The following is a 20,349-nucleotide window of genomic DNA, read 5'->3' on the forward strand; positions in this document are numbered from 1 at the left end:
ACCTCGGACGCCGCCGGGCTCCGGGGTCCGCGACGCGAGCAGCGACCTGCGCGGCCGTCCTCGCCCGGCGACGTCCGAGAACCCGCCGCGGTGCCGGTTGAGTCCCACACCGCAGGTGGCTCCGCCGCATGCTGCGAGGACTCGTTTACGCTCGGCCGGAGCCGTACCGCACCCGCGCACAACGGAGATCGCCGTGTTCAGCATTACCGTTCGCGACCACGTGATGGTCGCCCACAGCTTCCGGGGCGAGGTCTTCGGCCCGGCGCAAGGCCTGCACGGGGCGACGCTGATCGTGGACGCGACGTTCAAGCGCGCCGAGCTCGACGCCGACAACATCGTGGTGGACATCGGACGCGCCACCGAGCAGCTAGGTGCGGTGCTCGGCGAGCTCAACTACCGCAACCTCGACGACGAACCCGCGTTCGCCGGGGTGAACACCTCGACCGAATTCCTGGCGAAGGTCGTGGCTGATCGCCTCGCAGAGCGGGTGCGCTCGGGGGCTCTCGGGGACAACGCGCGAGGTCTCAGCGGGATTCAGGTCACGCTGCACGAGTCGCACGTGGCTTGGGCGGGCTACGAGCGCGCGCTATGAGCGCGCACGTCGTCCTGCCCGGCGACGTCGACGACCCGAACGCGCCGAGCGGGGGCAACACCTACGACCGCCGCGTGTGCGCGGAGATCGCGCGGCTGGGCATCGAGCTGCGCGAAACCCGGATCCCGGGGAACTGGCCGCAGCCGGACGAAACCGCTCGCGCCCTGCTGGCCGATGCGCTGGCGACCGTGCCGGACGGGGGCGCGGTGCTGCTCGACGGTCTCGTTGCCTGCGGTGTCCCGGACGTTGTCGGCGCCCACGCCTCCCGCCTGCGGCAGGCGATCCTGGTGCACCTGCCGCTGGCCGAGGAGACCGGTCTCGACCCGGCGCTGGCGGCGCGGCTCGACGCGGCCGAGCGGGAGGTCCTGCACGCCGCGGCCGTCGTGGTGGCCACCGGCCCGCGGGCGGCCCAGCGGCTCGTGCGGCACCACGATCTGCCGCCCGAGGCCGTGCGGACCGTGGCTCCCGGAACCGACCCGGCGCCGAGCGCTCCCGGGACCGACGGTTCCTCGCGCCTGCTCTGCGTCGCCTCGGTGACCCCGCGCAAAGGGCACGACCTGCTGGTGACAGCGCTCGCCCGCCTGCGCGACCTGCCGTGGACCTGCGACCTCGCGGGCCCGGTGGCCCGCGATGGTGCGCACGCGCGACGGGTCGCCGAGCTGATCGAGCGGCACTCCCTCGGCGACCGGGTGCGGCTGCTCGGGCCGCTGTCCGGCGCGGCACTGGACGACGCCTACGCCGCCGCGGACCTGGTCGTGCAACCGTCCCGCGCCGAGACCTACGGGATGGCCGTCACCGAAGCCCTGGCGCGCGGGATCCCGGTGATCGCCAGCGCCGTGCCGGACGCGCTCGGCGACGGCGGTCTGCTGTTGCCGCCCGGCGATGCGGACGCCCTCACCGAGGCGTTGCGGCGCTGGTCGCACGACGAGCGGTTCCGGTCCCGGATGCGGGAGGCTGCGCGGCAACGCCGCGAGCAGCTGCCGACCTGGCGCTCGAGCGCGCGGCAACTGGCTGCGGTGCTGGCTAGGCTGGAGACATGACCGCCACCGGTTTCGCCCCGGAATGGCTGGCACTCCGCGAGGAGGCCGATGCCAGCGCTCGCGCGGAGGAGCTGCTGGCCCCGCTGCGCGAGGCCCTGCGCGGCCGGGCGGAGCCGGTCATCCGCGATCTGGGATGCGGAACCGGATCGATGGGCCGGTGGCTGGCCCCTCGGCTGGACGGGCCGCAGCGCTGGGTGCTGCAGGACCGCGACCCGGAGTTGCTGGCGCTGGCGGGCGCGGCGATGCCGGGCGGCGATCCCGGCGTCGAGCTGCTGGAGGCCGACGCGACCGCGCTGGACGACCGCGAGCTGCGCGGTACCTCGCTGGTGACCGCGTCCGCGCTGCTCGACCTGCTCACCGCCGAGGAGGTCGGCGCGATCGCAGCCGCGTGCGTGCGGGCGGGCTGTCCCGCGTTGCTGACGCTCACGGTCGCCGGGCGGGTCGAGTTCGACCGCCCGGATCCGCTCGATTCCTCCTTCGCGCGGGCGTTCGACGCGCATCAGCGCCGCGTCACCGGTGGCCGCCGACTGCTCGGGCCGGACGCCGCACCCACCGCCGTCGCGGCCTTCGAACGCCTCGGCGCGTGGGTGCTCGCGCACCCGAGTCCCTGGCGGCTCGGGCCGGAGAGGCCCCGGCTTGCCGAGCAGTGGCTGCGCGGCTGGGTCTCCGCCGCGTGCGAGCAGCAGCCGGAACTGGCCGAGCACGCATCCGGCTACCTGCAGCGGCGGCTCGGCGACGGGCCGTGCGCGATCGTCGGTCACACCGACCTCCTCGCCGTCCCGGGAGACCCGGTGTGATCCGGCGGTGGTGGCCCTGGCTGCGGGGACTCATCGCGGTCGGGATCCTGGTCGTGCTCGCCTGGCGGCTCGGCACCGGCGCGTTCCTGGACGGGTTGCGCGCGGTCGGCCCGTGGTCGATCTCGGCGGCGCTGGGAATCGGGCTGCTCACCACGGCGCTCTGCGCCTGGCGGTGGTGCGTGATCGCCCGCGGCCTGGGGCTTTCCCTGACGTTCGGGGCGGCCGTGGCGGACTACTACCGCGCGCTGCTGCTCAACGCGGTGCTGCCCGCCGGAGTGCTCGGCGATGTGCACCGGGCGGTCAGCCACGGTCATCGCTGCGGAGCGCTCGGCAGCGGCGCGCGTGCCGTGGTGCTCGAGCGCTTCGCGGGCCAGCTCGCGCTCGTCGCCGTCGGCGCGGGCACGATGCTGGCCGGACCCGCCGTTCCCCTCGACCTCGCTCCCGGCCGTGCCCTGGCCATCGGCCTGCTGCTCGCGGGCGTGCTCGGCGGGTGCCTGCTGATCCCGTTCGTGCGCCGGGCGGTTACCGCGCTGTGGCGGGACGCCCGCACCGGCCTGTTCTCCCGTCGCGCGCTGCTGCCGGTGGCCGTCTCATCGGTCGCCGCGGTGGCGGGACACCTGGCCCTGTTCCTGCTCGCGGCCCGTGTGGCAGGCGTGCAGGTGCCGATCGGCGAGCTGCTGCCGCTGCTCGTGATGGCGCTGCTGGTGATGGCGCTGCCGATCAACATCGGCGGTTGGGGGCCCCGGGAGGCGTTCCTGGCGGTGGCCTTCGCCGCCACCGGGTTGGATCCCGCGCGCGGACTGGCTACCTCGGTGGTCTACGGGGTTCTCGCGATGATCGCGGCGCTGCCCGGCGCCGTGCTGCTGCTCCGGCGCAGGCGTTCGGCTCGGAGACCGTCGCCTGACCCGACCCCGGACGGCGTGGGCGAGGCCGGTCGCCTCACGGGCGGTCGTACTCGATCCGATGGCACAGCGGTGACAACTCACCGCTGACCAGATCCGACATCACCCCGGGGAGGTCGTCGAAGCGGCTCTGCCCGGTGATCAGCGCGTCGAAGACCGGATCGGCGAGCAGTTCGAGCGCCAGCGACATCCGCTCGGCGAAACCGCGGTCCGCGCGCCCGACGGCGCCCACCTGACTGCTGCGCACCGCGAGTCTCCCGGAGTGGAAGAACTCGCCGAGCGGCAGGCTCACCTTCCGGTCGCCGTACCAGCTCAGCTCGATGACCCGCCCCTCGGCGGCGAGCAGCTCCAGCGATCGCACCAGGCCCCGCTCGCTGCCGCTGGCGTGCACCACGAGGTCGCAGTCGCCGCGCGCCCCTTCCGGGGAGGCGAACGCGACGCCGAGCGCGGCGGCGGTGCTCTCGCGGGCGGGGTCCACGTCGACCAGTTCGACCCGGACGCCCGGGAACCGGGCCAGCACGGCGGCAACGCTGCACCCGACCATCCCGCCCCCGACGACCGCGATGCGATCACCGATCAGCGGCGCCGCGTCCCACAGCGCGTTGACCGCGGTCTCCACCGTCCCGGCGAGCACCGCGCGCTGCGGCGGAACTTCCGGCGGGACGACCGAGACCGCCGCGGCCGGTACCACGTAGCGGGTTTGGTGCGGGTAGAGGCAGAACACCTCGCGACCCTCGAGTTCGGCCGGTCCGCGTTCGACCACGCCCACGTTGAGGTAGCCGTACTTCACCGGCCACGGGAAGTCGCCTTCCTGGAACGGCGCCCGCATCCGCGCGTGCTGTGACTCGGGTATCCGGCCGCGCAGCACCAGCTCTTCCGTTCCCCGGCTGACCGCCGACCACAGCGTGCGCACCTGCACCTGATCCGGCGAAGGCTCGGGCAGCGCGGCGGGTCGAATCCCGCATTCTCCGGCCGAGGTGACCCACAATGCCCGTGTCGCGAGTGCCATCTACAACCTCCGAGGAGCACCAGGGTGGCGATGATCGAACTGCGCCGCAACACCGCGGAACACCTGGTGTGGGGCGGTCTCCAGGTCGTCGAGCTGGGGGTGCTCGCGGGCACCGCCGGGCTGGGAGCGCTGGGCTGGCTCGCCGGGATCGCGCACGCGCTGGCCACCGGTGTTCTGCTGCGGCGCGCGATGCAGCGCCATCGCAGGACCGCCCTGGGGCCGGCCGATCGGGTCACGCTGGCCCGCAACGTGCTGATCGGCGGCATCACGGCGCTGGTGGCCGAGCACGCGGGGACGGCGGCGCCGATCGTCGTCGCCCTCGGGGTCGTGGCGCTGCTCGGCGATTTCCTGGACGGCAGGGTCGCCCGGCGCACCGGCTCGGTCTCCGCGTTCGGCGCGCGGCTGGACATGGAGGTCGACGCCTTCCTCATCCTGGTGCTCAGCGTGCACGTCGCCTTCGCCTTCGGTCCGTGGGTGCTGATGATCGGGGCGCTGCGGTACGCGTTCGTCGCCGCGTCGTGGGTGCTGCCGCGGCTTCGCGGTGAGCTGCCGCCGAGCTTCGCCCGCAAGGCCGTGGCAGCGCTGCAGGGGATCGCGCTGGTGGTGGCCGCGTCCGGGCTCGTGCCGCACGCCCGGATGCTGGTCGCGCTCGCGCTGGCCGCCCTGGTGTGGTCGTTCGGCCGCGATGTCGCGTGGCTCAGCCGCTCGCGGACGTAGTCTTCGGGAAGTAGCGCAGCACGGCGACATCGCCGAGCCTGGTCACCTCTTCCAGGTGGAATCGGCGCTCGGGGCCGCCCGGGAAGTCGGCCGGGTTGAGGAAGCGCGGAGCCGCCGCCTGCCCGATCAGCAGCGGTGCGATGGCCATCCGGACCTCGTCGGCCAGTCCCGCTCGCAGGAACTCGGTGTGGATCTGCCCGCCGCCCTCCACCATGAGCCGCTCGACGCCGCGGCTCGCGAGGTCCTCCAGCAGCTCCCCGAAGACGACCTCGGTTCCCAGGTCGACGACCTCGGCCAGTCCGCCCAGCCTCGCCGAGACGACCCGGCTGCCCGCGCTGGTCGTGTAGACCAGCTTGTCCGCGCGGTCGTGCCAGATCCGCAACGAGGGGTCGAGATCGCCCGTTCCGGTCACGGTGACCTTCAGCGGGTGTTCCGGCAGGCCGCGCGCGACTCGTGCGCAGCACCGCCGGTCGCTGCGCACGAGCAGGCGCGGATCGTCCCGGCGCACCGTCCCGGCACCCAGCAGGATCGCGTCCGACTCGGCGCGCACCTGGTCGACGTGGTCGAAGTCCGCTTCGTTGGACAGCGGAAACCGTTGCGAGCTCGCGTCATCGATGTAGCCATCGGCGCTGACGGCAACGCTGAGGAGAACGTACGGCCGCGTCACGCCTGCCACCGTACCCAGAGTTGATGAAGAGCGCGGCCCCTCGGTGCGCGCGCTGCGCCCCGGGCGAGTCGCCCAGCGGTGCGTCGAATTCCGGGTGGCTCAGGCGCGGGACTGCTCGGGTTCCGGTGGAGCGCTCCGGTTCGGCGAGCGATCTCCCCGCCCCGCTTGGTGGAACGTGTGGCGGTAGCGCTGCGGCGAGACGCCGACGTGGTCGAGGAAGTGGCGTCGCAGGTTGGTTGCGCTGCCGAGCCCGGACTGGTCGGCGATGTGCTCGACGGGAATGTCCGTCGTCTCCAGCAGGTGCTGCGCGTGGCGGACGCGTTCTCGCTGCAACCAGCGAAGCGGGCTCAGCGCGAGCGCGTCGTGGAAGCGCCGGGCGAGCGTGCGGCGGCTGAGGTGGCTCTGCTGCGCGAAATCGTCGAGGGTCAGCGGCTCGCGCAGGTGCGCGCGAGCCCAGTCCAGCAGCGGCGCGATCCCGGTGTCCTCGGGCGCCGCTGCGGGGAGGCGCACGTACTGGGCCTGACCGCCGTCGCGGTGCGGCGGCACGATCAAGCGCCGCGCCAACGCGTTGACCACGGCGGTTCCGTGATCCCGGCGGACCAGCTCCAAGCACAGATCGATTCCCGCGGCGGTGCCTGCCGAGGTGAACACCCCGCCGTCCTCCAGGTAGAGGACGCTGGGGTCGACCTCGACGGCGGGGTAGCGGTCGGCGAGTTCGTCGGCGTGCATCCAGTGCGTGGTCGCCCGCCGGCCGTCGAGCAGCCCGGCGGCGGCGAGGACGAAACTCCCGGAGCAGATGCTCGCGATGCGCGCGCCCGCCTCGTAAGCGCTGCGCACCGCCTCCACCAGCCGCTGCGGCGGTTCGTGCATGCTGACGCAGGCGGGCACGATCACCGTGTCCGCCTGCGTCAGCTCGGTCATGTCCGCGGCAGTGCCCGCCACGAACCCGGCCGCCACCGTGGTGTCCGGCTCGACGCTGCAGACCCGCATGTCGTACCAGGGGTCGGCAAGCTCGGGCCGGTCGATGCCGAAGATCTCGCACGGCACCGCGAGCTCGAAGAGCGGCGCCCGCTCGGTGACCGCCACCGCGACGCGATGAGCGGTGGCAACATCCGTTCGCATGTTGGCAATCGTGCCACTGTTTTCCTCCGCGCGGAACCCAGATGCTCGGACGCGGAACCGCAAGTGCCGGGCGGCGAGCTCATCGCGAGAGGGGACATGATGCGAACAACAGCGGCTTCCGGGGCGGCCGAGCGGGCGTTGCGCCCGACAATCGGCCTGGGGCATGCCGTGGCGCTCTACGTCGGTGCGGTGCTCGGGGCGGGAGTTCTCGTGCTGCCCGGTCAGGCGGCGAGCCTCGCGGGGCCGGCATCGCTGCTGGCGTGGGCGTTCGTGGGGTTGCTGGGCCTGCCCCTGGCGCTGACCTTCGCCGCGCTGGCCACCCGGTTCCCGGACGCGGGCGGGATCGCCACCTACGCGACTCGTGCCTTCGGCGGCCACCTCGGCGGGATCGCGGGCTGGTGGTACTTCGTGGCGGTCGCGATCGGACACGTCATCGTGCCCCTCACCGGGGGCTACTACGTGGCTGCGGCCCTAGGCGCGGATCAGCGATTCGGCTACGCCTTCGCCGCCGTGATCCTGCTGCTGGCGCTGGCGTCGAACCTCGCGGGATTGCGGCTCAGCGGGCGCGCGCAACTGGCGTTGGCGAGCGGTGTGGCGGTGCTGCTGCTGGTGGCCGCGGTGGCAGCCGTCCCGCACGCCGCGCCCGCGGACTTCACCCCGTTCGCCCCGCACGGGCTCACCGGAATCGGCGGCGCGGCGGTGGTGCTGTTTTTCGCCTTCGCCGGGTGGGAGGCCATCGCGCACCTGGCAGGCGAGTTCCGCGACGTGACGCGCGATCTGCGGCGGGCCACGACGATCACGGTTGCCGTGGTGGTGACGCTGTACCTGGGCGTGGCCTTCGCCGTCGTGGTCACCGGCAGTTACGGGACGCCGCAGCTGGACCGCGTTGCGGTCGGTGGAGTGCTGGGAACCGGACTCGGGGTCAGCGCCTCGACCGCTGCTGGCGCGCTGGCCGTGGTGATCAGCCTCGGCACCACCAACGCGTTCCTGGCGGCCGGTTCCCGGCTGGGCTACGCCCTGGCCCGCGAGCGCTGGATGCCCGCCGCGATGGCGCGGCTGTCCGGCAGGGACGTACCCGCGGTGTCCGCGTGCACCGTCGCCGCGATCGGGGGAGTCGGGCTGCTCGCCGCCGCTCTGGGCGGGTGGGGCACCGAGGACCTCGTGACCGTGCCTTCGACCCTGGTGCTGCTCACCTACCTGGTCGGAATGGCCGCAGGAATCCGCCTGCTGACCGGCCGCACTCGGATCGCCGCCGTCGTCGCGTTCGCGCTGACGGCCGCAGTGGCCCCGTTCGCGGCGTCCTACCTGGTTGTTCCGGTGGTGATTGGCGCGATCGCCCTCGGCTACCGCCGGTCAGCCCGGATGCGGGCCTCGAACGCGGCCGGGCACGGCTGAGCGGCCCGGTTCGCGCTGCACCCGTCCCTACGGGCCGGTCCGCGCCGGAGCGAGGTCGGCCTCGGGTTCGGCCGCGAATCCCAGGAAGTGCGTGAGCGGTCCGTCGTGGGTGAGGTGGAGTTCGTGCATGGCCCTGGTGCAGGCGATGTAGAGCATGCACCGGTCGATGTCGCTGGTGTAGTTGTGCTGGTCGGCCTGCGGGACGATGACGGTGTCGAATTCCAGTCCCTTGGCGATGTGCGCCGAGGTGATGATGACGCCGCTGGCGAAGGTGGTGCTGTCGTAGTCGAGGAAGGTGAGTTCGACCCCGGCGCGCGTGAGGTGGTCGTGGAGTGCTTCGGCTTGGGCGACGGTTTTGCAGATGATGCCCAGCGAGCGCTGGTCGCTGTCGCGGTGCTGCTCGATGAGTTTGAGGATCCGCGCCTGCTGGTCGGCCGGATCGGCGCAGCCGATGACCTGGGGCGGTGGTCCGTGCCGCTCGATCGGGACGAGTTCGTCGTTGCGGGAGATGTTCTGGGCGAACTCGGTGATCTCGGTGGTGGAGCGGTAGCTCTTGCGCAGCTCGAGGCAGTCGGCTTCCGGGAAGATGCTGCGGATGATCGGCAGCGATGAGGAGCTGAACGGGTTCACCGACTGGTTGGCGTCGCCGAGGATGGTCATCGTGCAGGAGAACAGTTCGCGCAGCACCGCGTACTGGACGGGCGTGTAGTCCTGCATCTCGTCGACCAGGAGGTGGCGGATGTGGTTGTAGTTGTCGTGCCGGGCGGTTTTGATCATGGTGTAGATCAGCGGGAAGACGTCGGCGTACTCGATCTTCCTGCGTCCGGCCGGCTGGTACATGCTGCGCCGGGACGGGTCCTGGTAGAACGCCTTGTACAGGGCGAAGGCGTCCTTGTGCGGGAACATGGCGCGGACCTGCTTGCGCACGCCGGAGGTGTCCGAGGCCGCCCACTTGCCGCCGCGGTCGCGGACCTGCTGCTTGAGCACGTGCACCGCGCGGTTGGCCAGGTGGTCGAGTCGGGTGAACAGCGGGAGGTTGCTCGCTTCGGCGAAGGTCTCGGTGACCCAGTCGATCGAGAGGCGGTGGTACTTCTGCTTGATCTCGGCGGGGGAGAAGTCCTCGTCGGCTCGCGAGGTGATCCACTGGTCGAGCTCGGCGACGAATTCGGGGGTCGCCTTGTAGCGGATGCGTGCGGCGAAGGCGTCGTCGACGCGGTCGATGAGCTTGCCGACCTGTTCGCTGAACTGCTCGTAGTCGGTGACCTTGTCCAGGAACGCGCTCGCGATCCGGTCGAAGTCGGTCTCGGCGACCTGCTCCTCGCCCAGTTCCGGGAGGACGTCGGCGATGTAGTCGCCGAAGACCTTGTTCGGGGACAGGATCATGACGTTGTCCGAGGACAGGGTGTCCTTGAAGCGGTAGAGCAGGAAGGCCACCCGGTGCAGCGCGATCGAGGTCTTGCCGGAGCCCGCGACGCCTTGCAGGATCAGCACCTGCGCGGTCTCGTTGCGGATGACGGCGTTCTGCTCGCGCTGGATGGTGGCGACGATGTTCTTCATCCGGTTGTCGGCGGACTGGCTCAGCTCCCGCTGCAGCACGTCGTCGCCGATGTTCAGGGTGCTTTCGAGCATGAACTCCAGCTGCCCGCCCTGGATCTTGTACTGGCGCTTGCCGGTGATCTCGCCGCGGCTGGTGCCGTCGGGGGTTTCGAAGAAGGCTTGCCCGGATTCGAAGTCGTAGAACAGGCTGGAGACCGGGGCGCGCCAGTCGTGGATGAGGATTTCCTGCGTCTGCGGGTCGGAGAAGTTGTGCACGCCGATGTAGTGCCGACCGGGCTGGTCGTCGCCATCGGGGTGGAAGTCGACGCGGCCGAAGTAGGGGGTCTCCAGCAGGCGCGCGACGCGCTTGCGGCGCGTCGCGGCGTGCTCGACCGAGCGCACCGAGTTGTCCACGTCCTGGCGGAAGTTCGCCTTCTCGGCGAAGTCCATGTCCCGCAGGTTGTCCCAGAGGTGCTGCTTGCGCTCGTCGATGGTTCGGGCGGACCTGTCGATGTAGCCGTCCAGCGATTCCAGCTCCGCGCGCAGCCGCTGCACCGTTTCGGCCAGATGCCGGCGCTCCTGTTCCTCGTCGCACGTCTGCACGTCGGACAACGCCACCTCCGCCTCGGACTACCTTCCGCTGAAACGAGCTGGACGGGCCACGCCGAACCGCGACTGCCATCTCGCTCGCGCGGGTCGGGGGCACCTCGCTGCCATTCTACTATTACGTTAGGGAAGGTTTGGGTGGGTGGGGCTCGAGCAGGCCAGATGTGACGAGGGCCGCTCCCCGGCAGTGCAGCGGGGGGAGCGGCCCTCGTCGAACCGTCAGTGGCTGCCCGCGAGTTCGCCGGTGAGGCGGTCGTGCATGGCGGCGCTTCGCGTGTTCAGGCCGATGATCTCGACCTCCTTGCCGCGCGCCTCGTACTTGGTGGTGATCGCGTCGAGGGCGGCCACCGTGGAGGCGTCCCAGATGTGCGCATCGGTGAGGTCGATGACGACCTTGTCCGGGTCGTTGGCGTAGTCGAACTGGTAGACGAGGTCGTTGCTGGAGGCGAAGAACAGCTCGCCGGTGACCTGGTAGACGACCTGGCTGCCGTCGGGGTCGGTGACCGCGGTGACGTCGACCAGGTGGGCCACGCGGCGGGCGAAGATGACCATCGCGGTGATCGAGCCGACGACCACGCCGATCGCCAGGTTGTCGGTGGCCACCACGACGACCACGGTCACGGCCATCACGAGGATCTCACCGGTGGGCATCCGCTTGAGCGTCTTCGGGGCGATGCTGTGCCAGTCGAAGGTGCCGAAGGCGACCAGGACCATCACCGCCACCAGCGCGGCCATCGGGATCTGCGAGACCAGCGGCCCGAAGGAGATGCACAGGATCATCAGGAACACACCGGCCAGGAACGTGGACAGCCGGGTGCGGGATCCGGCCGTCTTCACGTTGATCATGGTCTGGCCGATCATCGCGCAACCGCCCATGCCGCCGAAGAAGCCGGTGACGATGTTGGCGACGCCCTGGCCGATCGACTCGCGGGTCTTGTTCGAGTGGGTGTCGGTGATGTCGTCGACCAGCTTCGCGGTCATCAGCGACTCCATCAGCCCGACCAGCGCGAAGGCCAGCGCGTAGGGCGCGATGGTGGTCAGCGTGTCCACGGTGAAGGGCACGTCCGGGATGCCCGGCACCGGCAGCGAGGAGGGCAGCGTGCCCTTGTCGCCGACGGTCGGCACGGCGATGCCCGCGGCGATGGTCACCGCGGTCAGGGCGACGATGGACACCAGCGGAGCCGGGACGACCTTGGTCAGCTTCGGGAACAGCACCATGATGACCAGACCCGCCGCGAACAGCGGGTAGACCATCCACGGCACGTCGATGAGCTCGGGGACCTGGGCCATGAAGATCATGATGGCCAGCGCGTTGACGAAGCCGACCATGACGCTGCGCGGCACGAACCGCATCAGCTTGGCCACGCCCAGCGCCCCCAGGACGGCCTGGAAGATCCCGCCCAGGATGACCGCGGCGATTAGGTAGCCCAGGCCGTACTGGTGCGAGAGCGGAGCCACGACGAGCGCGATCGCACCGGTCGCGGCGGAGATCATGGCGGCACGGCCGCCGACGATGGAGATGACCACGGCCATCGTGAACGAGGCGAACAGGCCCACGCTGGGATCGACGCCGGCGATGATGGAGAACGAGATCGCCTCCGGGATCAACGCCAGCGCGACGACCAGGCCACCGAGGATCTCGGTGCGGGCCACCTTCGGCGACAGCCACGCCGGTCGGCGCAGCGGGAGTGAATCAAGCACAGATCAACCAGACATGCTCGGGCGCCGCAGCACGGCGCAGGGCGATCGCCGCGTGGCGCGGCGGTGCACAGCAAAGGGGGCGGGGCGCGTCGCGTCCCGGGAGGAGCCGTCGACGGTGGCGGCTCGCCTAGATCGGGTTGGTCACCACATCCCGTGCGACAGACAAGGGCGCTCCTCGGCTCAGGGTGCAAGCCGGGGGCGTCGGTGACCCCGGGGCCGACCGGCGGTGGGTGCACCGCGGCGGCCGCAACTCTCTCCTTACGTTAGACGAGGGAGTGGGTCGCGACCGAATCGCGCGGCGAAGATGAGTCCGGGATCACTTCCGGTTCGCCGACCGGCGCTCGGGCGAGTCGAGGTGGTCGCGCAGCATGGCGGCGAACTCCTCGGCGATGCCCAGCTTCTTGCGCAGGTCCGCGCACGCCTGCTCGGCGGTGTCGCTGAACTCGACCAGCCGCTGCTCGGGATCGTCGATCTCCGGGCTGTCCGGGGTGGGGTCGAGGATGGCCAGCAGGTCGCGCATCGCGTCGAGCTGGAAGCCCAGCGGCTTCATCCGCTTGATCAGCTGCAGCCGCTCGACGTCGGGCTCGGTGTAGAGCCGGAAACCGCCCTGGCTGCGCGCGCTCGGCACGACCAGACCGACTTCTTCGTAGTAGCGGATCGTGCGCAGCGACAGCCCTGTGCGCTCGGCAACCTCACCGATCTGCATCCGCTCGCCCACGCCGAAACCACTCCTTGATCGCACTGCCGCCGGGCGCGCTCGCGTGCGCCCTGGATGGCATCACGATACGCAAAGTGAGGGGTCGCCCGACCGTCCGGCCGCGCGCAGCGGGGGTGGACGGCCGGGTTCGGGTGCCCGGCTCGCCGGGGCGGCCCTCCGCGTCCGGCCCGACATTACGCTCACGTTAGTGTCGGGTGCGGCGGCTCTTCCGCGGCGGGCGAGCAGATCTGTTCTCTGGAGGTTCACGACTTGACGGGGCTGGCTTCTCCGGAAGCGCACCAGGACGGAGCGGTGCGGTGAGCGCCGCGTCGACCACCGGCCAGATCGCCGATCCCGTCCGGGAGGCGCACCGGCGCCGGACGTTCGCGGTGATCAGCCACCCGGACGCGGGCAAGTCGACGCTGACCGAGGCGCTCGCGCTGCACGCCAAGGTCATCTCGGAAGCCGGCGCGGTGCACGGCAAGGGCGGACGGCGCGGTGTCGTCTCCGACTGGCTGGAGATGGAGCGCACCCGCGGCATCTCGATCACCTCCGCCGCGCTGCAGTTCGAATACGACGACTGCGTGATCAACCTGCTGGACACCCCGGGTCACTCGGACTTCTCGGAGGACACCTACCGCGTTCTGTCCGCTGTGGACTCCGCGGTGATGCTGCTGGACGCGGCCAAGGGCCTGGAGCCGCAGACGCTGAAGCTCTTCGACGTGTGCAGGCACCGCGGCATCCCGGTGATCACCTTCATCAACAAGTGGGACCGCCCCGGGCGCGAGGCGCTCGAGCTCTGCGACGAGGTGCAGGAGCGGATCGGCTTGCGGCCGATGCCGCTGACCTGGCCGGTCGGCGAGTCCGGCCGGTTCCACGGCGTGCTGGAGCGGTCCTCGGGGGAGTTCGTCGGCTACGAGCGCACCACCCACGGCGCCACGATCGCCGCGGAGAACCGGCTTCCCCCGGACGAGGCGCAGGCCGAGGTCGGGGAGGACTGGGACCGCGCGGTCGAGGAGGCCGAACTGCTGTCGGCCTCCGGTGGCGACTTCGACGCCGAGGCCTTCTACGCCGCGACCGCCACGCCGGTGCTGTTCGGCTCCGCGGTGCGCAACTTCGGCATCGGGCAGCTGCTGCAGCAGCTGGTCGCGCTCGCGCCGCGGCCCGAGCCTCGCGCGGACGTGCGCGGCGAGCCCCGCGAGTTGGACGCGCCGTTCTCGGCGTTCGTGTTCAAGGTGCAGACCGGCATGGACCCGTCGCACCGCGACCGGGTGGCCTTCGCCCGGGTGTGCTCCGGTGCGTTCGAGCGGGGCATGGTCGTCACGCACGCCGCGACGGGCAAGCCGTTCGGGACCAAGTACGCCCAGCACGTCTTCGGCCAGCAGCGCGACACCCTCGACCTGGCCTATCCGGGCGATGTCGTCGGGCTGGTCAACGCGACCGCGCTGCGGGTGGGCGACACGCTCTACACCGGCAAACCCGCGGTCGAGTTCCCGGGCATCCCGAGCTTCGCGCCGGAGCACTTCGCGGTGGTGAGCACGACCGATCCGGGCCGCTCCAAGCAGTTCCGGCGCGGGATCGAGCAGCTCTCGCAGGAGGGCGTCGTGCAGGTGCTGCGCTCGGAGAAGCGCGGCGAGTCCGCGCCCGTGCTCGCCGCTGTCGGCCCGATGCAGTTCGAGGTGGCGATGCACCGGATGGAGAACGAGTTCCGCGCTCCGGTCCGGATGGAGCGGTTGTCCTACAGCGTCGTCCGGGTCCTGGGAGACGACTCGCAACGATCGATGGCCGACAGCCGACGCAGCGAGGTCCTCGACCGCGACGACGGCACTCCGCTCGTCCTGTTCGCCAACGAGCACGAGATGCGAACCATGCAACGCCTCCACCCGGAGCTAGAACTACGCCCAGTAGTGGGCGACGACTCCTGACCTCACGCCTCCGTGGCGGCGCGGGCAGCGGAACCTCGGACGCCCGAAAGCATCCCGAAAACCGCGAGGGGTGTATGTCCTTTTTGTCCGGACAGTTTTAGGCAAAACTGTCGCCGCCCCGCCCTCGCCGGCGCGCGGTGTACGGAGTGGTGGGGTTGGGGGTTCGATGTGGACGTTCCGGCTCTGGCCTTGTGCCGTTCGTTGCTGCAGGCTCTTGCCGAACTCGGTGACGTCGGACACAGCCAGGGAGAGCGATGAGTAACAGCCGGCAGGACGGCTTCGCCCGCACGCTCGGTCGTTGGGACGTGCTCGCGGTCGGATTCGGCGCCATGATCGGTTTCGGCTGGGTGGTCAAGACCGGGGACTTCCTCGAGGCCGCCGGACCGCTCGGCGCCGCCCTGGTGTTCTTGGTCGGCGGGGTGATCGTCGGTCTCGTCGGGCTCACCTACGCCGAGCTGGTCTCCGCCATGCCGCACGCCGGCGGCGAGCACAACTACGTGCTGCGCGCGCTGGGCGGGCGAGCCGCGTTCGTGACGTCCTGGATGCTGTCCCTGGGCTACATCTCGGTGGTGGCCTTCGAGGCCGTTGCGCTGCCGCAGAGCCTGCTCTACATCCTCCCGGACCTGCCCGCGGGAAGGCTGTGGTCGGTCGCCGGTGAGGACGTGTTCGCCAGCGTGGCGGCCGTGGGCATCGCCGGCGCGATCCTGGTGACCGCGCTGAACTACATCGGGGTGCGACCCGCGGCGGTGTTCCAGGCCATCGCGGTGCTGTTCCTGCTCGCCGTCGGTTTCGCCCTGCTGTCCGGCGCTTTCGTCGGCGGGGACGTGGCGAACATGCGCCCGCTGATCTCGGACGCGGGGCTCGGGGGCCTGTTCACCGTGCTGGTCGCGGTGCCCTTCCTGTTCGTCGGGTTCGACGTGATCCCGCAGTCCGCCGAGGAGATCAAGCTCCCGCCCCGGCTGGTCGGCAGGCTGCTGGTGATCGCGGTGGCCATCGCCGCGGTCTGGTACGCGCTGATCATGCTGACGGTGGGTTCCGCGCTTCCTGCCGCGACGCTGGCCGATTCCGAACTCGCGGCGGGCGAGGGCATGGCGGCGCTGTGGAACAGCCGCACGATGGGCAGCGTGCTGGTGCTCGGCGGCATCGCGGGCATCCTGACGAGCTGGAACGGCATGCTCATCGGCGCGAGCCGGCTCATCTACGTCATGTCTGCCTCGGGGATGCTCCCGCGCTGGTTGGGCGAGCTGCACCCGCGGTACAACACGCCGGGCAACGCGATCCTGTTCATCGGCGCGCTGTCGCTGCTCGCCCCGCTGTTCGGCGAGGCGATGCTGACCTGGCTGGTCAACGCCGGAGGACTGGCCATCACGGTGGCCTACCTGATGGTCGCCGCGAGCTTCCTGGTGCTGCGGCGGCGCGAGCCGGACATGCAGCGGCCCTTCCGCGTTCGCTACGGCCGGACGGTCGGGGGTCTGGCCTTCGCGCTGAGCCTCGGGCTGGCCGCGATGTACATGCCGGGCATGCCCAGCAGCCTGACGTGGCCCTACGAGTGGATCATCCTCGGCGGCTGGGTGCTGCTGGGCGTCGCGTTCTTCGTCCGGCTGCCCGCGGTGGCTCCGGGGCCGGATGCCGAGCACCAGCTGCGGTCCGCCACCCGGCGCGTCGACTCCTGATTCGCGGCGCCGCTGGTGGCGGATCGCCTGTTCGTGGGGCGGCGCACGCCGATGCACAGCGATGATCGTCGGCGCCGTCCACTCGAACGGGGAAAGGTCAACTTTTCCGCCGGGGCGGGGTGGCCGAGGTGGAGCACGGCGTGTAGTGTTCAGGGTGGTCGTTGTTTCTGGGTTTGTGTTTCGCACGCTCGCAGGATTTTGAGGCGGGCGAGCTGCTTGTCTTTGGTGATGCTGGAGTAGGCCGCCGTCTGAGATCCCCCGGCCCGGACCACCGCGAAGTGTGGTGGCTCGTTACTTTCTCTGAGCTCCCGAAGGAGACACACATGACTCACGGAACCGTGAAGTGGTTCAACGCCGAAAAGGGCTTCGGCTTCATCGCACCCGACGGTGGCGGACCGGACGTGTTCGTGCACTACTCGGCCATCGATGGCACGGGCTTCCGCACCCTCGAGGAGAACCAGCAGGTCTCCTACGACGTCACGCAGGGCCCGAAGGGCCCGCAGGCGGAGACCGTCCGCGCTCTCTGAGTTGCGCATCGCCGGATGCCTCCGGGGGCCTTGGGGGGCTCTCGGAGGCATCCGGCGCTCAGCTCGGCACCGCTCCCGCCTGTCATGGCAGCCGGTCGAGATGCGCCGAGCGAACCACCACCCGCGTCGCGAAGCAGCGCAGGTGCTTGATCTTCCAGGTGCGCTGGCTCGTTCCCCGCGTGATCCTGGTTCTTCGCCCGGTTGAGCCGAGCCGGTCGCCGATAGTCGGCGCCAGCCGCTCCCGGACAGTTCGCACTACCAGCCCGAGCCGCGACCCATTTGCGTCCGCGCCGGACTGCTCAAACCGAAAAGCATTGGAATCCCATCCTTCCCGATATGATCAACTCTCCTTCGGTGTTCGCAGTGGACAGCGAACTCACCGGACCCGCGGCCGCCGCGCTGGCCGGGCGGCTGTGGCCGGACCTGCTGACCGCGCCGACGGCCACCGTCGTCGACCTCGCCGCGGCCCGGACGATCGACAGCACGGGCGTGGACCTGCTCGCGGCCGCGCACGCCTACGCGCTGCATCGCGGATGCGAGCTGCGTATCGTCAACGCGGCACCCGGCGTGCACCGCGCGCTGCGCGCCGCAGGTGTGCGCTCGTGGCCCGCGAAGACTCGTGGCGCTTCGACGTCGCCGGAGTGCCGGACTGCTGCGTTGGCAGTGATCGCTTGATGCGCAGCAGGTACGTCGCGCGGACGTTGTCCGACGACGCGTGGCAGATCACCGACGGCGAAGGCCAGCTCACGGCGCGGCTCAGCGGCACCGAGATGGACGCCGTCGCCCGCGCTCACCACCAACTTTCCGCCTACGGCGGGGGCAGCGTGCTCGTGACCGACCGCGGCTGAGGCCGGGTCGACCCACAGCACCCCTGCGGTCCCGCAGGCGCCTCCGCGAGCGCTTCATCCGTGAAGCGGTTGCGGAGAACCCGTTTTCTGAAAGGATTTCCAAATGAACGTTGCTACTCCCACCCGCCCCGGCACTCGCCAGCGTCCCGGCGTCGCGGCCGCGGGCAGGCAGATGCGTCACATCCAGTCGGCCGCCGCCGGTCAGCAGCCCGGCCGCTCGGCACCGGTGGACCACGTCGCGTTCGTCGAGCCGCCCACCTCGGAAGAGGCGCCGAGCCCGGTCAGCTTCCACGCGGACCGCAGCGACGACAACATGGATCGGCTGTGCACCCCGTTCGACACGGAAGCCGCCTGATCCTCTCGCTCTCGCCCGGCCCGTTCGCTGGGCCGCTGCTGAGCGGAAGCGAGGCGGGTGAACGCCAAGAACCGCGCGGAGCCGCCGAGGCGACTCCGCGCGGAGTTCGTCGCGGGCTCAGTGCTGCGGTGCCGGGGTGGCTTCCGAGCTGAGATCCCGCTTGTAGGTCTCGGTCAGCAGGTAGGTCGACAAGAACGAGATCAGGCACAGCACCACGACGTAGCCCGCGATCGCGAACGACGTGCCGGTGGCCCCGTACAGCGCGGCGCAGATCATCGGGGCGATGCCGCCGCCGAGGATCGATGCGAGCTGGTAGGCCAGCGAGGCGCCGCTGTAGCGCAGCCGGGTGCTGAACAGCTCCGAGAAGAAGGCCGACTGCGGTCCGTAAACCGCTGTGCGGCAGGCTTGCACGACGATCCCGGCGAGCAGGAACAGCCCGATCATCCCGCTGTCCACCAGCATGATCCAGGGAACCGCGAACAGCGCCAGGGCCGCCATGCCGCCCAGCGACATGCCGCGCCTGCCGATGCGGTCCGACAGCAGGCCGAACGCCATCATCAGCGGGATGTCGATCAGCGCCAGCAGCGCGTTGGCGTTGAGGATCGTGGTCCGCTCGTAGTCCAGCGACTCGGTCGTGTAGGAGACCATCCAGGTGGTGCTGACGTAGAAGGTCGCGTTGGTGGCGAGGAAGGACCCCGCCGCCAGCAGGATCGTCTTCGGGTGCCGCTTGAGCACCTCGACGACCGGGACCCGCTCGGCTCGCTCGTGCTCCTTCTGCTCCATGGCCTTCTCGAAGACCGGGCTCTCGCTGATCTTGAGCCGGATCGCGAAGCCGACCACGATCAGCACCGCGCTGCACAGGAACGGAACCCGCCAGCCCCAGGTGAAGAACGTCTCGTCGGACATGCTCGCGGAGATCGCGGAGAAGGTCAGGTTGCCCAGCAGCAGGCCGGCCGGCACACCCACCTGCGGCCAGCTGCCGTAGAAGCCGCGACGGTTCTTCGGGGCGTGCTCCACGGCCATGAGCGCGGCGCCGCCCCACTCACCCCCGACTCCGAGGCCCTGGGCGAATCGCAGCAGCGTCAGCAGGATCGGCGCCCATACCCCGATCGTGGCGTAGGTGGGCAGCAGGCCCATCAGCAGCGTCGCCACGCCCATGAGCATCAGCGAGGTGATCAGCATGGGCTTGCGGCCGACTCTGTCGCCGAAGTTGGCGAACAGCACGCCTCCGAGCGGGCGGGCGAGGAAGCCGACGGCGAAGGTCGCGAACGCCGCGACGGTACCGACGACCGGGTCGAACTCGGGGAAGAACAGCTGGTTGAACACCAGCGCTGCGGCAGTGCCGTAGATGAAGAAGTCGTACCACTCGATGGTCGTGCCGATGAGGCTGGCGAATGCTACTCGTCGCGCACTTGTCGCGTTAGCGGCCATCTCGGTCGTCCTCCGATGTCCGGAACGGCTGTGGTCCAGATAACTAACGGTGTAAGTTTTAGGGACCGTAGTCATCGGAACGGGACGGGACAAGAGGTGCGTGCGGCCCTTTCGGTTCCGCCTCCGCGGCCCGCGGACCGGTGCTGCCCGCGGTGAAGTTGCGGGCGTTCCGCCGAGGTGTGAACAACGTTCATCCGAACGGGTGTGCGACTGTCATGTAACAGTGTCATATACCGGCCTGGCCCGAGTGGATGCCGGATCGGCACGAGCCAGGAGGCACGCTGCATCGGAAGCTGGGGTTCGGGTCGCTGGCCGAACTGTCCATGTTGGACCCGCGTAGCTACCGCAGCGAGCAGGTTGCCGCGCCGCTGGACCCGGCGATCGGCGGCCACCTGTCGCGCACCATCACCGGCGATGCCCAAATGCGTTGGCTGGCCGCGGTCTCGAGAACTCGCAGGCGCAGTGGAAGTTCGTCGGCAACCCGGTGACGATCGCACCGGTGCGGTTCCCGTCGACGCTGCCGATTCAGCAGCGGGAAGCGCTCGGCGAGCTCGTCTCCTCGGCTGAGCGGGCGTGGCGCGACGAAGCCCGCGCCGCCGATGTCGAGCAACCGCGTGGCCGGCCGCTCGGCTTCAGCGCGCGACTGCGGGTGGTGCACCCGGGCGCTGAGCGCGAAGAGCTCTCCCGCCAAGCCACTGAAAGTTTCGTAGTGCGGCTCCAATTGTGTGACCGTTCGCTCGAAGGCGATCACTAGCGCTTTTCGTGACGAGGATGAAAAGCGCTGGCAAATGCGGTTAATGAAAGCAGCG

General features: G+C 70.5%; 21 protein-coding genes. 14 read left to right on the forward strand and 7 right to left on the reverse strand.

The genetic code is table 11. From position 1 onward, the window contains the following. Positions 1 to 193: 193 nt before the first annotated feature. The 4 genes from ABD289_RS22375 to ABD289_RS22390 are packed head-to-tail and all read left to right on the forward strand — an operon-like array spanning position 194 to position 3,421. Positions 194 to 592: a 6-pyruvoyl trahydropterin synthase family protein gene (locus ABD289_RS22375; RefSeq protein WP_344136424.1), complete on the forward strand. Its 399-nt coding sequence runs from the start codon at positions 194 to 196 to the stop codon at positions 590 to 592. Next, the gene (locus tag ABD289_RS22380) at positions 589 to 1,632 is read left to right on the forward strand and encodes a glycosyltransferase family 4 protein (RefSeq protein WP_344136427.1); all 1,044 of its coding nucleotides are present in this window, start codon (positions 589 to 591) and stop codon (positions 1,630 to 1,632) included. Before ABD289_RS22375 ends, ABD289_RS22380 begins: the two co-directional genes overlap by 4 nt. After that, complete coding sequence (locus ABD289_RS22385) at positions 1,629 to 2,429, forward strand: class I SAM-dependent methyltransferase (protein ID WP_344136430.1); 801 nt, start codon at positions 1,629 to 1,631, stop codon at positions 2,427 to 2,429. Before ABD289_RS22380 ends, ABD289_RS22385 begins: the two co-directional genes overlap by 4 nt. Then, complete coding sequence (locus ABD289_RS22390; RefSeq protein WP_344136433.1) at positions 2,426 to 3,421, forward strand: lysylphosphatidylglycerol synthase transmembrane domain-containing protein; 996 nt, start codon at positions 2,426 to 2,428, stop codon at positions 3,419 to 3,421. Before ABD289_RS22385 ends, ABD289_RS22390 begins: the two co-directional genes overlap by 4 nt. Here ABD289_RS22390 and ABD289_RS22395 read toward each other — a convergent pair. Next, entirely contained in the window at positions 3,369 to 4,340 is a 972-nt protein-coding gene (locus ABD289_RS22395; protein ID WP_344136436.1) for a zinc-dependent alcohol dehydrogenase, read from the reverse strand. The genes ABD289_RS22390 and ABD289_RS22395 overlap by 53 nt on opposite strands. A gap of 30 nt (positions 4,341 to 4,370) precedes the next feature. Here ABD289_RS22395 and ABD289_RS22400 point away from each other — a divergent pair, with 30 nt between their 5' ends. Continuing rightward, positions 4,371 to 5,057, forward strand: coding sequence for a CDP-alcohol phosphatidyltransferase family protein (locus ABD289_RS22400; protein ID WP_344136764.1), 687 nt, complete (start codon positions 4,371 to 4,373; stop codon positions 5,055 to 5,057). Here the strand turns inward: ABD289_RS22400 and ABD289_RS22405 are convergent. Both ABD289_RS22405 and ABD289_RS22410 read right to left on the reverse strand, forming a co-directional pair. Further along, on the reverse strand, positions 5,038 to 5,724 hold the full coding sequence (locus ABD289_RS22405) for a RibD family protein (protein ID WP_344136439.1): 687 nt from the start codon (positions 5,722 to 5,724) through the stop codon (positions 5,038 to 5,040). The two genes, ABD289_RS22400 and ABD289_RS22405, sit on opposite strands and share 20 nt — an antisense overlap. Positions 5,725 to 5,823: 99 nt before the next feature. Beyond that, positions 5,824 to 6,846, reverse strand: a complete 1,023-nt coding sequence (locus ABD289_RS22410) for a GlxA family transcriptional regulator (protein WP_344136442.1) — start codon at positions 6,844 to 6,846, stop codon at positions 5,824 to 5,826. A 96-nt stretch (positions 6,847 to 6,942) separates the two neighbouring features. Here ABD289_RS22410 and ABD289_RS22415 point away from each other — a divergent pair, with 96 nt between their 5' ends. After that, entirely contained in the window at positions 6,943 to 8,241 is a 1,299-nt protein-coding gene (locus tag ABD289_RS22415) for an APC family permease (RefSeq protein ID WP_344136445.1), read from the forward strand. A gap of 27 nt (positions 8,242 to 8,268) precedes the next feature. Here the strand turns inward: ABD289_RS22415 and ABD289_RS22420 are convergent, their stop codons facing one another. From ABD289_RS22420 to ABD289_RS22430, 3 genes are all read right to left on the reverse strand, one after another. Continuing rightward, positions 8,269 to 10,380: a HelD family protein gene (locus ABD289_RS22420; RefSeq protein ID WP_344136767.1), complete on the reverse strand. Its 2,112-nt coding sequence runs from the start codon at positions 10,378 to 10,380 to the stop codon at positions 8,269 to 8,271. Positions 10,381 to 10,602: 222 nt separating this feature from the next. Further along, the gene (locus tag ABD289_RS22425; protein WP_344136448.1) at positions 10,603 to 12,084 is read right to left on the reverse strand and encodes a SulP family inorganic anion transporter; all 1,482 of its coding nucleotides are present in this window, start codon (positions 12,082 to 12,084) and stop codon (positions 10,603 to 10,605) included. Between the two features lie 316 nt (positions 12,085 to 12,400). Then, on the reverse strand, positions 12,401 to 12,802 hold the full coding sequence (locus ABD289_RS22430; RefSeq protein ID WP_344136451.1) for a MerR family transcriptional regulator: 402 nt from the start codon (positions 12,800 to 12,802) through the stop codon (positions 12,401 to 12,403). A 296-nt stretch (positions 12,803 to 13,098) separates the two neighbouring features. On the opposite strand from ABD289_RS22430, the gene ABD289_RS22435 reads away from it, so the two are divergent. From ABD289_RS22435 to ABD289_RS22460, 6 genes are all read left to right on the forward strand, one after another. Further along, a complete protein-coding gene (locus ABD289_RS22435) occupies positions 13,099 to 14,706 on the forward strand; it encodes a peptide chain release factor 3 (RefSeq protein ID WP_344136454.1) in 1,608 nt (535 codons plus the stop codon). A 254-nt stretch (positions 14,707 to 14,960) separates the two neighbouring features. Next, positions 14,961 to 16,379 (forward strand): APC family permease, encoded by a 1,419-nt coding sequence (locus ABD289_RS22440; RefSeq protein WP_344136457.1) that lies wholly within the window; start codon positions 14,961 to 14,963, stop codon positions 16,377 to 16,379. A 323-nt stretch (positions 16,380 to 16,702) separates the two neighbouring features. Continuing rightward, positions 16,703 to 16,906: a cold-shock protein gene (locus ABD289_RS22445; RefSeq protein ID WP_344136460.1), complete on the forward strand. Its 204-nt coding sequence runs from the start codon at positions 16,703 to 16,705 to the stop codon at positions 16,904 to 16,906. Positions 16,907 to 17,242: 336 nt separating this feature from the next. Further along, on the forward strand, positions 17,243 to 17,581 hold the full coding sequence (locus tag ABD289_RS22450; RefSeq protein ID WP_344136463.1) for an STAS domain-containing protein: 339 nt from the start codon (positions 17,243 to 17,245) through the stop codon (positions 17,579 to 17,581). After that, on the forward strand, positions 17,581 to 17,754 hold the full coding sequence (locus ABD289_RS22455) for a hypothetical protein (protein ID WP_344136466.1): 174 nt from the start codon (positions 17,581 to 17,583) through the stop codon (positions 17,752 to 17,754). Before ABD289_RS22450 ends, ABD289_RS22455 begins: the two co-directional genes overlap by 1 nt. Before the next feature lie 103 nt (positions 17,755 to 17,857). Then, entirely contained in the window at positions 17,858 to 18,109 is a 252-nt protein-coding gene (locus ABD289_RS22460) for a hypothetical protein (protein WP_344136469.1), read from the forward strand. Between the two features lie 117 nt (positions 18,110 to 18,226). Here the strand turns inward: ABD289_RS22460 and ABD289_RS22465 are convergent, their stop codons facing one another. Next, entirely contained in the window at positions 18,227 to 19,540 is a 1,314-nt protein-coding gene (locus ABD289_RS22465; protein ID WP_344136472.1) for an MFS transporter, read from the reverse strand. 251 nt (positions 19,541 to 19,791) lie between these two features. On the opposite strand from ABD289_RS22465, the gene ABD289_RS22470 reads away from it, so the two are divergent. Together ABD289_RS22470 and ABD289_RS22475 are read left to right on the forward strand one after the other, a co-directional pair. Continuing rightward, a complete protein-coding gene (locus ABD289_RS22470) occupies positions 19,792 to 20,028 on the forward strand; it encodes an alkaline phosphatase D family protein (protein WP_344136475.1) in 237 nt (78 codons plus the stop codon). An 11-nt stretch (positions 20,029 to 20,039) separates the two neighbouring features. Then, positions 20,040 to 20,294: a hypothetical protein gene (locus tag ABD289_RS22475; protein WP_344136478.1), complete on the forward strand. Its 255-nt coding sequence runs from the start codon at positions 20,040 to 20,042 to the stop codon at positions 20,292 to 20,294. Positions 20,295 to 20,349 lie beyond the last annotated feature (55 nt).

Source organism: Saccharopolyspora halophila (assembly GCF_039531955.1).
Taxonomy (GTDB): domain Bacteria; phylum Actinomycetota; class Actinomycetes; order Mycobacteriales; family Pseudonocardiaceae; genus Saccharopolyspora; species Saccharopolyspora halophila.